At 61.4% G+C, this 14,229-nt stretch carries 5 protein-coding genes and 5 pseudogenes; 5 read left to right on the top strand and 5 right to left on the bottom strand.

The features are described 5' to 3' along the window. Window positions 1–451: 451 nt before the first annotated feature. The 5 genes and pseudogenes from HU230_RS39850 to HU230_RS39830 all read right to left on the bottom strand — a co-directional run bounded on the left by HU230_RS39850 (window position 452) and on the right by HU230_RS39830 (window position 6,513). Window positions 452–1,042, bottom strand: coding sequence for a hypothetical protein (locus HU230_RS39850; protein ID WP_166071931.1), 591 nt, complete (start codon window positions 1,040–1,042; stop codon window positions 452–454). Window positions 1,043–2,140: 1,098 nt separating this feature from the next. Beyond that, window positions 2,141–2,233: pseudogene (locus HU230_RS39845) on the bottom strand (IS5/IS1182 family transposase); the annotation flags it as partial. A 419-nt stretch (window positions 2,234–2,652) separates the two neighbouring features. Beyond that, window positions 2,653–3,879 carry an IS91 family transposase gene (locus HU230_RS39840; RefSeq protein ID WP_176528572.1) on the bottom strand — a complete coding sequence of 409 codons (1,227 nt, stop codon included), beginning with the start codon at window positions 3,877–3,879 and terminating at the stop codon, window positions 2,653–2,655. A 20-nt stretch (window positions 3,880–3,899) separates the two neighbouring features. Further along, window positions 3,900–4,761: pseudogene (locus HU230_RS39835) on the bottom strand (tyrosine-type recombinase/integrase). Between the two features lie 420 nt (window positions 4,762–5,181). Then, the gene (locus tag HU230_RS39830; protein ID WP_173643934.1) at window positions 5,182–6,513 is read right to left on the bottom strand and encodes an MFS transporter; all 1,332 of its coding nucleotides are present in this window, start codon (window positions 6,511–6,513) and stop codon (window positions 5,182–5,184) included. Window positions 6,514–7,488: 975 nt separating this feature from the next. Here HU230_RS39830 and HU230_RS39825 point away from each other — a divergent pair. From HU230_RS39825 to HU230_RS43750, 5 genes and pseudogenes are all read left to right on the top strand, one after another. Next, a pseudogene (locus HU230_RS39825) lies at window positions 7,489–8,654 on the top strand (IS3 family transposase). Between the two features lie 116 nt (window positions 8,655–8,770). Continuing rightward, window positions 8,771–10,012: pseudogene (locus HU230_RS39820) on the top strand (IS701 family transposase). 266 nt (window positions 10,013–10,278) lie between these two features. Continuing rightward, window positions 10,279–11,139: a tyrosine-type recombinase/integrase gene (locus HU230_RS39815; protein WP_029085027.1), complete on the top strand. Its 861-nt coding sequence runs from the start codon at window positions 10,279–10,281 to the stop codon at window positions 11,137–11,139. A gap of 20 nt (window positions 11,140–11,159) precedes the next feature. Continuing rightward, window positions 11,160–12,386 (top strand): IS91 family transposase, encoded by a 1,227-nt coding sequence (locus HU230_RS39810; protein ID WP_176528572.1) that lies wholly within the window; start codon window positions 11,160–11,162, stop codon window positions 12,384–12,386. A gap of 418 nt (window positions 12,387–12,804) precedes the next feature. Beyond that, a pseudogene (locus tag HU230_RS43750) lies at window positions 12,805–13,757 on the top strand (IS630 family transposase). Window positions 13,758–14,229 lie beyond the last annotated feature (472 nt).

Raw genomic sequence — 14,229 nt, 5'->3', positions numbered from 1 at the left:
AAAAAAGCTGTTCCGCCGTTGCCGGGAGAGCCCGCAAGTGCGCTTGAGCAACAGCAGCCCGATCATGAAGTGCGTCGCGAAATCCGGCCAACATTCTCGCGATAAGCGGCACGACTCGCTGTCGATCCAATCCCATCGATCTGGCCGGCGAGCAGAACCAATTCGCGCTTTGCTGATCCGGTCCAGCCTGGCCCAGAACAGATCGCCTGATCCCATCGTTGGGTACATCTTCGGCGCATCCCTCCTCGGACGTGGATAGGGAGACATGCTTCATCCGCGAAGGGCGTTTGGAAAGCGGAATTGCGAGGTTCTGAGGCTCAAAGCCTCAGACCCTCGCATTCTCAAAGCAGCCTGCAACAAGAATTGCCGCTCTAACCCGGTTGCTTAGCTCTGGCGACCATGTAACAGGCAGGACGCTAGCCACGGGCTGGTTCAGTCATCGTCTGCAATCTCACCCTTGCCGCGTAAGTCTGACGAACCCTCCTTCGATTAATTCGGCTTTGTGCAGCTTGCCGTCGAGCGCGATGGTTGTTGGGTGGTTAGGGGTAGGCATGTAACCCGCCTCGCGCAGCTTCTCGATCAGGGCCAGCGGGGCCCACTGCTCCGGCAGCGGGACGTTGCGACGGCAGGTCTCCCGGAAGAATGCTCCGAAATCCGGTACGCCCTGCGGCCCCTCGCCCATCCTCTGGTCCTCCGGAGGATTGTGGATGAGACGAGTGCCGCTGGTCGGGTCCTGCGTGGCCGTATAGCGGTGACCCCGGATCTCGTAGGACATCGTCGGCTGGTCCGCGTCCGGCAAAAGACCGTGGTGGGACAGTCTCTCGATCATTCGTTGCGGGGCGGGTTGAGAACCATGGGAAAATCTCTCGGGAACCGCCCATGAGACATCATATGTTTCCTCAGGGGCAGCCGATGATGGCCCCGCCTCGTTCGTCCTTGCTTCATCCAGGAACTGACGAAGGTAATCTTCATCCTCTTGATTCCAGGCATACTCCTCTGGGGACCTTGACGGCCCGGCACCGCCGATTCGGTTGAAGTCCATGCTGCTCTCCTTGTTGCCTTTGGGAACATGGTCTCTTGCAGGTCCGCCCAATGGATAGCTCAGCGTCAGCAGTTCCTTCGGCGAGAGACCCGATTGCTATGGTAGGAGAGTCGGCTGTCCAGAAGCTGACGAGCTGCCAGGAAAGCAGCTATGTCAACTCGCATGCTGTGGCCTGCCGCACCTAGGCACTGACGCTGATATCCGTCATATCGGATGTAGGAGAGGCGGCGGCTCTGCCGCGTTCGCGAGGTTCTCCCTCGACTTCGCTTGTCTGGCCTCGAGCCGCTTCATATCATCGATGATGGCTTTGATCTTCCCGCCGGCTTTGATGGCAGGCAACAGCTTTCCAAAGTTCCACACTTGATGCGCGTGGGCGGAAGCTTATCCTATCGAAAGTTACCATCTCTGTTGAATGGTCAGAGTTGCGTCAGCGGTGAATAGCGATCGCAGCGCGAGAGGTTTCCATGTACCCGCGGCGGGGAATGTTGTGGCCTTCCGCAGATAAAGGCGCCTGCATAGCTGCCGGTTCTCAAGGATTGCCGTCACGGCGGATGCCGGCGCGGGCTGCAAGCATATCGTTATGGCGGCCGCGGTCATGATGCGGTTGACTATCCCGCACCTGTCGATTTGGATTTCCTTGTGAATCCGAGAGAACGCTTTTCGTCAGCCAGGCGGCCCATCTAGTAGGCTGCACATTCTCACTGATCGGAGATGGAATATGACCGGCATTGGCCGACCAGATAAATCGCCCGTTGGGCCTACAGGAGCGGACAGCACGTGGAGATCGAGCGGTTCGCGCTCGCAGTACGATCTCGCCCCAGGGGAAGGTGGCCAATCGTTCGACTCCGTCGTCGAGCGTATGCGCTCCGGGCCTCAAGATAGAACGGCGCCGCTCGCCGGCCAACCGCGAACTTCGGGTGGCGCAGTCCCCATTTCCTCGAGTGGCGACGATGTCAATGCAGCAGAGCGAATGGATAGCCTGCTTAAGGAACTTGATGCTTGCCGCAATGCGGCTATGCAATGTCGGAACTCGTCTGAGGCGCAAGACTTGATCGATCAGCTCGTCAAGGCCGGCTCAACTGTCCTGGACTACTACGCATTGTCGCGCCCAGCGGAGCCCTTCTGGTCGGGGCGACCTATAATCAGCGGCGCCAGTTCCCAAGCAGCGTCGCTCAATGCCAAACGGTCCATCACACCCAAGACTGCCTCCCCAAAAGCAGCCTTGAATCTGATTTGCGCCTAAAAGGGAATCTGGAGGGTTCTGTGAGGTCGCGCTCACGCGAGGGCGCGGCAGGCGCTTATGACGCGACCTCGTTGAAGCCGGATTGAACGAAGGCGCGGGAGGCTATTCGCGGTTTTGCAGCTATGGGGATTGTTCGAGATCGCCATGCCCGATCTGCTGGCTCGGCGCGTGAGGCAGAGACACAGGAGTGCGCATCCTGGAAGAGTTGAGATCAGACGCGCTTCGCCTGAGATCGCGATAGGCCTTTTGCTGCATCGGACGGTTGTTGTCGCGCAGTGTGACAGCACGGATTCGACATCGTCCGCGATGATCGAGACGCTGGGAGCGAAATGACGAATGATGATCGTCGTGCACGACATGACTTGGCTCACGATGTGTCGCATCGGAACGGTGATGTTCGAGGGCTGGGGCGTCTGAAGCTATGTCGAAAGCGCTCAATGATGCGCATGACGCCACCACAATCGGGACAGGCAGGAACCTCGGCCCGGGTTTGAGCCTCCGAATCCACAGGCGACGGCTGGCCATCGTTTGGGGCTGTTCGCTCATGATCGAGAAGTTCGCGGCAAAGGGCGAGCTTGGCAGCGCGATGGCGGTTGGCCATGAAGCCGAAGTGGCGGATGCGGTGGAAGCCGTCAGGCAGCGTATGAAGCAGGAAACGGCGAATGAACTCATCGGGCTTGAGATTCATGATCTTTGTCGCGCTGTTTTGGCGATAGTCCTTCCATGAGAAGGCGACATGATCGTCGTCGAGTGCGACGAGCCGGCTGTTGGCGATCGCGACGCGATGGGTGTAGCGGCCGAGATAGGCCAGGACCTGTGCGGGTCCGCCGAAGGGCCGCTTGGCGTAAACAACCCAGTTGATGCGTCGCATGGCGTCGAGGTGGGCCGCAAAGGCAGCCGGCTCGGCCAGAGCTCCGAGATCGCCGAAGAAACGCAAGGCACCGGAGTTGAAGGCTGCCGACAGACGTTTGAGAAAAAGTGTGCGAAATAGTCTGGACAACGGTTTGACGGCCAGGAAGAAGTTCGGTCGGCAAGCGGTCCAGCGCGCGCCATCGGGCGAGAGGCCGCCACCCGGAACGACGCAATGGACGTGGGGATGATGCATCAGCGTCTGTCCCCAGGTGTGGAGGACGGCGACGCCGCCGATCGCACCGCCGAGCCGGCGTGGATTGGCGGCGAGCGTCGTCATCGCCTCGGCGGCAGCCTTGAACAGGATGGCATAGACGACGGCCTTGTTCTGGAAAGCGATCGCGGCGATCGGTGCGGGAAGTGTAAAGACGACGTGGAAATAGGGAACCGGAAGCAGGTCGGCTTGACGCGCGGCGAGCCACGCGGCTCGGGCTCTCCCCTGACACTTCGGACAGTGCCGATTGCGGCAGGAATTATAGGCAACGCGTGTCGTGCCGCAGTCGTCGCAAGCCTGCATGTGGCCGCCGAGCGCCTCGGTCCGGCACGCAACGATCGCGCTCATCACGCGCCGCTCGACCCGCCCCAGATGACCGGCATGTACACGGCGATAGGCGTCGCCATGCCGGCACAGAATATCGGCAATCTCGATGGCGGGCCTGTTGGAGCGGATGTCGGAGCGGGTCATGACCCGCATCCCGCTGCGGGTCATCCAGGTGGCGTCACCTCCAGCGACAGGCGATCGAGCGGGCTCTGCGTCGCTCGGATCGTATCGGTGGCGACCTGCGTGTAGCGCGCTGTCGACGACAAATTATTGTGCCCGAGCAAGACCTGGATGATCCGGATATCGGTTCCGTTCTCGAGAAGATGTGTCGCGAAGCTGTGGCGCAGCGTGTGCAGCGTGACGCTGCTTGGTCAGGCCCGCAGCCTTCACCGCCGACCGGCAGGCGGCATGCAGCACGGTCTGATCGATCGGATGATCTTCGTCACGACCAGGGAACAGATAAAGCCGCGGCCGGGCGAGCCGCCAGTAGGTGCGCAGGATGCCCAGCAGCTGGGGCGACAGCATCACGTTGCGATCCTTCGCGCCCTTGCCGTGGCGCACCTGGATGACGCCGCGGGCGCTGTCGATGTCTTCGATCCGCAGTCCCGCAACCTCCGAGGCCCTGAGCCCGGCCGCATAGGCGGTGGTGAGCGCGGCGCGGCTCTTCAGGCTCGATACCGCTTCAAGAAACTGAACCACTTCGTCGGCGCTGAGAACGACCGGCAGCTTGCGCGGTTCTCGCGCATAGGGAATGCGCTCTGGGATGAGCGCCTCGCCGAGCGTGACGCCGTAGAAAAACCGTAGCGCACAGACGATCTGGTTCAGCGCCGGCCATGAGATGCCGGTCGAGACCAAATGCACCTGGAAGGCGCGGACGTCTTCCAGCTCTAACCGGTCAGGCGATCGGCCAAAATAGCGGCTGAACTTCGAAACCGCGCTGATGTAGGATCTTTGCGTCGCCGGCGACAGATTGCGGACGGTCATGTCTTCGATCATGCGGCGGCGAAGAGGGCTCAAATCGGCCATCTCGATACTCCTGTCTGAGGGGGTGGGCTCCAACACCCACATCCTCTCAGCCAGGAGGCGATCTATGCCACCTTGCCCCCTACGCCGCGGCAGCGGCTTAGTTCAATCCCTTCCGATTCCGCCAGGTCAGAAAATGCTCTAGCGCTGCGCAGCAAGAAACCCGCCGTGTTGCAGCGATCATCACGCGGATTGCCCATCGCTTGTTCCAATGCCGATGACCATCCAGTAGGAAAAAGCGAAAAACTCGAAAGCCTACCCGACCCCAACAAGAAGGCGCGGCCCCAACACCGGCCCCTCCTGCAAAAATCGAATGGTTCATCAAGACAATTCCTATCTCTCGGGCCGATCTACTTTCTTCCCCAAAGATTTGACGGGGAGCGCGATATGAGCGGAAGGGACCCGTGATCACGTTGTCCAGCGCTACGACGGGCTTCGCTTATGCGCAGCGCTCTGAATTCTCGGCGGTGCCGTCTCGGGCATCATCAGCATGGCACAGAATCCGGCCGCGCTAGCGACAAGCATGTACCAGGCGGGAGCCAGTGCGTTCCCGGTAACGTGGATCAACCAGGTGACGATGGGTTGAGCTGTGCCACCGAAGATCGCTATCGCAAAAGCGTAAATCGTCGCGAAGGCGCCGCCGCGGATGTTCTTGGGCAAACCTTCGGCCATGCTCACATAGAAGGCGCTATACGGGACCGTTCCGATGAAGGTGAGCGCGCCGAGGCCTCCGAGAAGTGCGATGGCACTGCGGCTCTCTACGATCCACCAGAATACCGGATAGGTCATCAGCAGCGCGGTGACCTGCGGCCATATCATGATGTGCCGGCGTCCTGCACGATCCGCGAGCCAACCGCCCAGCAGTGCGGCGCCAATTCCTACTGCATTGCTGACGAGCGTGGTGGCGAAGGCGAGAGGCGCAGAAACTTGCAAGGTATTCAGCGCATAGGTGGTCATATATTCCGTGATGTAGGTAAAAATTGTGCAACTGGCCAAAATGACGAGTCCCAAGCTCATCATACGGCGGACGGCACGCAATCTCTTCGCACTCTCGACGACGGGAGCCGAAGCCTCCGGGCGGTGTAATGTCTCCGGCAGGGCGCTCCGCAGCCAAAGTCCCAACGGCAGCGTGCCGGCGCCGAGCAAGAACGCGATCCGCCAACCGTACGCGTCCAGTGCCTCACTTGTCATCGCGAGGGAGAGCATTTCTCCAACCAGCGCTCCGGCGGTTGCAGCTATCTGTTGGCTGGCAGGCTGAAACGAGACAGCAAGACCGCGGGCTTCGGCCGGGGCCGCTTCCATCAAATAGGCAGTAGTCGGACCGACCTCACCTCCCAGAGCGAAGCCCTGCACCAAACGTGCGAAAATGGCCAGCAACGGAGCGCCAATTCCTATCGTCTCGTACGATGGCGTAACAGCTAACGCGAGGATCGCGGCGCTCATCATGGCAAAGCTGGCAGTCATCGCGGGCCGGCGCCCGACCCGATCCGAGTACGAGCCGAGCACGATGGCCCCTATCGGTCTGGTTACAAAACCCGCGCCAAACGTCCCGAGCGACAGCATGAGGCTGGCAAACGGGTCGCTCGCCGGGAAGAACGCCTGACCTATCTGGATTGCGAAAAAGGTATAGGTCCCGAAGTCGTAAAATTCGAGAATATTGCCGATCGTTGCGCCCAACACGACGCTGCCGGTCAGGCTTTCGTCCGGCGCAACGAGAATCGGCTTTCGATGCTCCGGAGCGAATTGACTGGCCATCCCCGATCCATCTCGGTCGCGATCTGGCCGAAGGCTTCGGCCAGCCAGGTTGCGCGCGTTGCTCTCCATCTAACCTACAAGCCGTCTATCTTGAGGCGGCCGGGTCGCGCGCCGATTCCCCAGATGTGGATGTAGCATGTCACGACGAAGCCCATCGTAACGCCTGCAATAAAGATGCCTGCTTCGTGCAGCCCGATTCAAGCCTTGCACTGATCGCGGCAATCGCCCGCAAAAATGAATAAAGGAAACCGGTGCAGCCATCGGGCGCGGGCAGTCGTTGTGGTCCTGCGCGATGGCGAGTTTGCGACAACATTGGCAGCCACCGAACAGAAGGCCTGCTTTCACACAGAAGGGCCGCCATGCGTGCATGCTGCGTTCAGCTGGCTGCGCGTGCGCGGAAGTGTCAGGCGATTGGCCCGGCTCTTTGCTCCACCACGTGGTAGTTGCGCGAAACTGCATGCTTTGTCGAGATTGTTCCCTGCAGAATAAGATCTTCGTGCGATCAAACGTAATGGGAGCTTGCATTGTTGATGGCACCTTGAAAACGGCCGACATCGCGCCGGCCGCCGCAGGCATCAGGCGGTGATATCCGGTCATGGCGAGCCGCAGCTCAGCTGGCCGCAAATGAGCAAATGACAAGCGTGATGCGCCAGAATTGAGCCCCGAAAAGTGGAGTCAAAGGCATCAGCGATGGCGACGCGCCTCTGTGGGTGGATTGGATTCATCAATGTCGTCCTAGGATTATAGCCTTCCTTTCATATTGCGACGCTGCCGTCAGGTTATGGCCGCAAAGGCGTGCGGCCTCTGTAACCAATAGCGGTCGCGCTCCGCTCACGCATCTGCGTGCGCACACGCTCGAAGCTCGATGGCAAAGCACGCCTGCAATCAAAAGTCGGTTCGCTGAAATGGACCCCGATTTTGGGACCAGAGGTTAAGTTGGAAAAGGGCCGCTCCGTTTGATAGACGGAGGGCATGATGACGACGAAGACGAGACGCAAGATCGACGCGGCACTGAAGGCAAAGATTGCGCTGGAAGCCGTGCGGGAGCAGGCGACGGTGGCCGATCTGGCCCAGCGCTATGAGGTTCACCCGAACCAGATCTATGCCTGGAAGAAGCAACTGCTGGACCAGGCGGCGCGGGCCTTTGATGCGGGTGTCGGGCGCGAGAGCGAGGAAACGCGCGAACGCGAGATCGAGAAGCTGCACGCCAAGATTGGACAACTGACGGCCGAGCGCGATTTTTTAGCGCGGAGGTCCGGAAGATGAGCACGCCGGACCGTCGAGGAATGCTCGATCGCGCCGACAAGGCGCTGTCGATCCGTTGGCAATGCCTGTTGCTTGGCATCGCGCGCTCCGGGGTCTACCGGCCGCCCCGGCCGGCCAACGACAACGACCTTGCCCTGATGCGGCGGATCGACGAGCTGTTCATCGCCTGGCCGTTCCTGGGCTCGCGGCGAATGACCGCAATGCTGAAGGCTGAGGGGCTTCAGGTCAATCGCAAGCGCGTGCAGCGGTTGATGCGCAAGATGGGCATCGCGGCGCTGGGACCGAAGCCGAACACGACGAAGCCGGCGCCGGGCCACAAGATCTATCCTTATCTGCTGCGCAACATGACGATCGACCGGCCGAACCAGGTGTGGGCCGCCGACATCACGTATCTGCCCATCGGCCGTGGCTTTTCTTTATCTCGTCGCCATCATCGACTGGGCGAGCCGTGCGGTTCTGGCGTGGCGGTTATCGAACACGATCGACGTCTCGTTCTGCGTGGCGGCTCTGGAAGAGGCGCTGGCGAAGTACGGCAGGCCGGAGATTTTCAATACCGACCAAGGCAGCCAGTTCACCAGCGCGGCCTTCACCGGCGCGTTGGCGGGCGCAGGGATCAAGATCTCCATGGATGGCCGCGGTCGTTGGATGGACAACGTCTTCATCGAGCGGCTGTGGCGGTCGCTCAAGCATGAGGACATCTATCTCAAGGGCTATGCCGACGGCCGCGAGGCCAAGGCAGGGATCGCGAGCTGATCGCCTTCTACAACGATCGTCGCCTTCATCAGGCGCTCGGCTATCGCACGCCGATGGCGGTCTGGCGCGAACGGATGCAGGCCGCGAAGGCTGTGGAATGGTGGACAACGCTGACGCGTTGACCACATGCCCACAGCAACAGCAGCAGACAGTGTCTCTGGCGGCGTGATAGGAAGTAATCAGGAGCGGTCAGTTTCCAACTAACAAACCGGCTCAAGCGGCCCCGCTCCGCGGGTCCATTTCAATCGGTCACGCCGACCGGGCCAAGCCATTGCGGGATTACCGTCAAGGCCTGATGCTGCCGTGCGAGCGCAAGAGCGTGGAGCCGATGGCTGCGGTGACGGCACCAGAGCGAACGGCGGCGCAGCACCGGTCTCTGTTGCATTTTGTCGGTGAGGGGCGCTGGTCGGACGAGCGGGTGCTGGCCAAAGTTCGCCAGATGGTTCTGCCGGCGATCGAGCGGCATGGGCCGATCGAGGCCTGGATCATCGACGACACGGGCTTTCCCAAGAAGGGCACGCTTTCGGTGGGCGTGGCCCGGCAGTATTGCGGCCAGCTCGGCAAGCAGGACAATTGCCAGGTCGCGGTGTCGCTGTCGCTGGCCAATGCTCATGCGAGCCTGCCGGTGGCCTATCGCTTGTATTTGCCGGAGAGCTGGGCCTCTGACACTGCCCGCCGCCAGAAGGCAGGCGTGCCCGAGAAGATCGGCTTTCAGACCAAGCCGGAGATCGCGCTCGATCAGATCCGCGCGGCCTGTGCGGCGGGCTTGCCGCGCGCGTCGTGCTGATGGATGCGGGCTATGGCGCGCACATCGATCTGCGCACAGCCGTCACGGCGCTGGGGCTGCCCTACGTCGCTGGCATCCTGTCGAACACCACCGTGTGGGCGCCCGGCACCGGGCCTTTGCCGCCCAAACCTTACGTCCGGGGCCGCGGCCGGCCGACCAAACAGCTACGCCGTGATGCCAAGCACCAACCGGTCAAGGTCAAGGATTTTGCCTTAGCCTTCCGGCCAAGGCGTGGCGGACGATCACTTGGCGCGAGGGAAGCAATGTGCTCCTCAAGTCGCGTTTTGCGCGGCTGCGCATTCGCATTGCCCATCGCGACTTCAACCGCAGCGAACCTTGGCCGGAAGAATGGCTGTTGATCGAATGGCCGAAGGGAGAACAGGAGCCGACAAAATACTGGCTCTCAACTCTGCCGGAGAATATTGGCTTCGCCCGTCTTGTCGATCTGGCCAAACTGCGCTGGCGCATCGACGCGATTATCAGGAGCTGAAGCAGGAGGTCGGGCTCGGGCACTTTGAGGGGCGCGGCTGGCGCGGCCTCCATCATCACGCAACGCTCTGCATCGCAGCCTACGGATTCCTGATCTCCGAACGAGAGACGATTCCCCCCTCAGCACCTCGCTGCACCGCTCTCTTCTCGCAACTTGCCGTTCCCGACGGTTACAGACCCAGAGGATCCGCCATTGCGGCCTGAGCGTCACATTCCAAATTCGATCGCAACCATGCGCAGGCGGCTGGCCGACGCAATCATCAAGACCTTGCAACGATGCCCGTGTTGTCGACGCCGACAGCAAAACGTCAATCGTCGCCTACGCTTATGACGCAGTAAGACTAGGTGGTGTGGACTCTAGGGATTGAACTAAGCCGCTGCCGCGGCGTAGGGGGCAAGGTGGCATAGATCGCCTCCTGGCTGAGAGGATGTGGGTGTTGGAGCCCACCCCCTCAGACAGGAGTATCGAGATGGCCGATTTGAGCCCTCTTCGCCGCCGCATGATCGAAGACATGACCGTCCGCAATCTGTCGCCGGCGACGCAAAGATCCTACATCAGCGCGGTTTCGAAGTTCAGCCGCTATTTTGGCCGATCGCCTGACCGGTTAGAGCTGGAAGACGTCCGCGCCTTCCAGGTGCATTTGGTCTCGACCGGCATCTCATGGCCGGCGCTGAACCAGATCGTCTGTGCGCTACGGTTTTTCTACGGCGTCACGCTCGGCGAGGCGCTCATCCCAGAGCGCATTCCCTATGCGCGAGAACCGCGCAAGCTGCCGGTCGTTCTCAGCGCCGACGAAGTGGTTCAGTTTCTTGAAGCGGTATCGAGCCTGAAGAGCCGCGCCGCGCTCACCACCGCCTATGCGGCCGGGCTCAGGGCCTCGGAGGTTGCGGGACTGCGGATCGAAGACATCGACAGCGCCCGCGGCGTCATCCAGGTGCGCCACGGCAAGGGCGCGAAGGATCGCAACGTGATGCTGTCGCCCCAGCTGCTGGGCATCCTGCGCACCTACTGGCGGCTCGCCCGGCCGCGGCTTTATCTGTTCCCTGGTCGTGACGAAGATCATCCGATCGATCAGACCGTGCTGCATGCCGCCTGCCGGTCGGCGGTGAAGGCTGCGGGCCTGACCAAGCGCGTCACGCTGCACACGCTGCGCCACAGCTTCGCGACACATCTTCTCGAGAACGGAACCGATATCCGGATCATCCAGGTCTTGCTCGGGCACAATAATTTGTCGTCGACAGCGCGCTACACGCAGGTCGCCACCGATACGATCCGAGCGACGCAGAGCCCGCTCGATCGCCTGTCGCTGGAGGTGACGCCACCTGGATGACCCGCAGCGGGATGCGGGTCATGACCCGCTCCGACATCCGCTCCAACAGGCCCGCCATCGAGATTGCCGATATTCTGTGCCGGCATGGCGACGCCTATCGCCGTGTACATGCCGGTCATCTGGGGCGGGTCGAGCGGCGCGTGATGAGCGCGATCGTTGCGTGCCGGACCGAGGCGCTCGGCGGCCACATGCAGGCTTGCGACGACTGCGGCACGACACGCGTTGCCTATAATTCCTGCCGCAATCGGCACTGTCCGAAGTGTCAGGGGAGAGCCCGAGCCGCGTGGCTCGCCGCGCGTCAAGCCGACCTGCTTCCGGTTCCCTATTTCCACGTCGTCTTTACACTTCCCGCACCGATCGCCGCGATCGCTTTCCAGAACAAGGCCGTCGTCTATGCCATCCTGTTCAAGGCTGCCGCCGAGGCGATGACGACGCTCGCCGCCAATCCACGCCGGCTCGGCGGTGCGATCGGCGGCGTCGCCGTCCTCCACACCTGGGGACAGACGCTGATGCATCATCCCCACGTCCATTGCGTCGTTCCGGGTGGCGGCCTCTCGCCCGATGGCGCGCGCTGGACCGCTTGCCGACCGAACTTCTTCCTGGCCGTCAAACCGTTGTCCAGACTATTTCGCACACTTTTTCTCAAACGTCTGTCGGCAGCCTTCAACTCCGGTGCCTTGCGTTTCTTCGGCGATCTCGGAGCTCTGGCCGAGCCGGCTGCCTTTGCGGCCCACCTCGACGCCATGCGACGCATCAACTGGGTTGTTTACGCCAAGCGGCCCTTCGGCGGACCCGCACAGGTCCTGGCCTATCTCGGCCGCTACACCCATCGCGTCGCGATCGCCAACAGCCGGCTCGTCGCACTCGACGACGATCATGTCGCCTTCTCATGGAAGGACTATCGCCAAAACAGCGCGACAAAGATCATGAATCTCAAGCCCGATGAGTTCATTCGCCGTTTCCTGCTTCATACGCTGCCTGACGGCTTCCACCGCATCCGCCACTTCGGCTTCATGGCCAACCGCCATCGCGCTGCCAAGCTCGCCCTTTGCCGCGAACTTCTCGATCATGAGCGAACAGCCCCAAACGATGGCCAGCCGTCGCCTGTGGATTCGGAGGCTCAAACCCGGGCCGAGGTTCCTGCCTGTCCCGATTGTGGTGGCGTCATGCGCATCATTGAGCGCTTTCGACATAGCTTCAGACGCCCCAGCCCTCGAACATCACCGTTCCGATGCGACACATCGTGAGCCAAGTCATGTCGTGCACGACGATCATCATTCGTCATTTCGCTCCCAGCGTCTCGATCATCGCGGACGATGTCGAATCCGTGCTGTCACACTGCGCGACAACAACCGTCCGATGCAGCAAAAGGCCTATCGCGATCTCAGGCGAAGCGCGTCTGATCTCAACTCTTCCAGGATGCGCACTCCTGTGTCTCTGCCTCACGCGCCGAGCCAGCAGATCGGGCATGGCGATCTCGAACAATCCCCATAGCTGCAAAACCGCGAATAGCCTCCCGCGCCTTCGTTCAATCCGGCTTCAATGAGGTCGCGTCATAAGCGCCTGCCGCGCCCTCGCGTGAGCGCGACCTCACAGAACCCTCCAGATTCCCTTGTGAGGCAAATCGTGATTCACCCTGAGGGCTGGTGATGGAGGCCAGCCCCCATGGCTAAGCCGCTCTCGCCGGACCTTCGCCTTCGCATTATTCGGGCTGTGGAAGAGGAAGGCATGAGCTGTCGGGGCGCCGCCGGCCGGTTCGGCGTAGCGCCATCGACAGCGATCGAACTGGTCAACGAATGGCGCAGCACCGGCGCTTGTGAGGCGGGAGCGCAGGGCGGAGACAGACGTTCAGCTCGGATCGAGGGTCATGCTGCGGAGATCCTCTCCCTGGTCAAGGCTACGCCTGACATGACGCTGGCCGAGATCGCTGACCATCTCCTCAAAGTCCACGGCGAGCGTTTCGTGCCGAGCGTGGTCTGGCGATTCTTCGATCGCCGCAACATCACGTTCAAAAAAAACATCGCACGCCAGCGAGCAGGATCGGCCGGACGTGGCCGCTGAACGCGCGGCGTGGAAGGCATCTCAGCCTGAGATCGGCATCCATCGGTTGGTGTTTATCGACGAGACGGGAGCCTCGACCAAGATGGCGCGGCGCTATGGCCGCTCGCCGTACGGCCAGCGCTGTGTCGCAGCGCTCCCGCATGGTCATTGGAAGACGACGACCTTCGTCGGCGCGCTCAGAGCGACCGGCATGACTGCGCCGATGGTCCTTGACGGTCCCATGGATGGTCTGGCGTTCGAGGCTTACGTGACGCAAGTCCTCGTGCCGACACTCAGGCCCGGCGACATCGTGGTGATGGACAATCTCGCAGCACACAAGCGCGCCGAGGTCGGCATCGCAATCGATGCCGCTGGGCGCCCAGCTCCTCTATTTGCCGCCTTATTCGCCCGACCTCAATCCGATCGAAATGGCCTTCGCCAAGCTCAAAGCCGCACTTCGAAAGGCCGCCGCCAGATCAATCGAGGCTTTGGACAACGCTATTGCCACCGCCCTGACCGCCTTCACCGCCCAAGAGTGCCTGAACTTCTTCGCCGCAGCCGGTTATGACCGTGTCTGATCAGAATCTGCTCTAGAGGCCCCCTTGCTAGCCAGAATAGGCTGCCTGTGCCCGACCAGTATCGAATCCATAGCTATGTTAATGAGATAGGCTTCAGACGCCCAGCCAGTTCCGACCCGCTCGCCTACGGGACGCAGACTGCAGCAAACCAGCGCTCGTCTGTTCTGCCGGCAAGACAAGCCCGAGCAAATCATTCCCTTCCAGAGCCAATGAAACAAGGCGGCACCACCACTGTTCGTCATCGGGAGTGCATGAATTCTCCCAGACAGGCAAGCATGCGAGTTGCGCTGCCGTGGATGTCCGGCAATTCACCCTGGCAGAGGCCAATAGCTACCGCCCCTTTCTGATCGGTCGGCAACAATACCGAGCCTGTCGGAGCAGAGAATGACGCGGACCGCGCCACCAATTGTAGCCAACCAGCGCGATCAAGTCACCGCGGTCGGCGATCAGCGTCCCCTGCTTTAGCACCAAT

Origin of the sequence: Bradyrhizobium quebecense (assembly GCF_013373795.3) — a bacterium.
Taxonomy (GTDB): Bacteria; Pseudomonadota; Alphaproteobacteria; order Rhizobiales; family Xanthobacteraceae; genus Bradyrhizobium; species Bradyrhizobium quebecense.
This window is presented reverse-complemented; position numbering and strand designations above follow the sequence as displayed.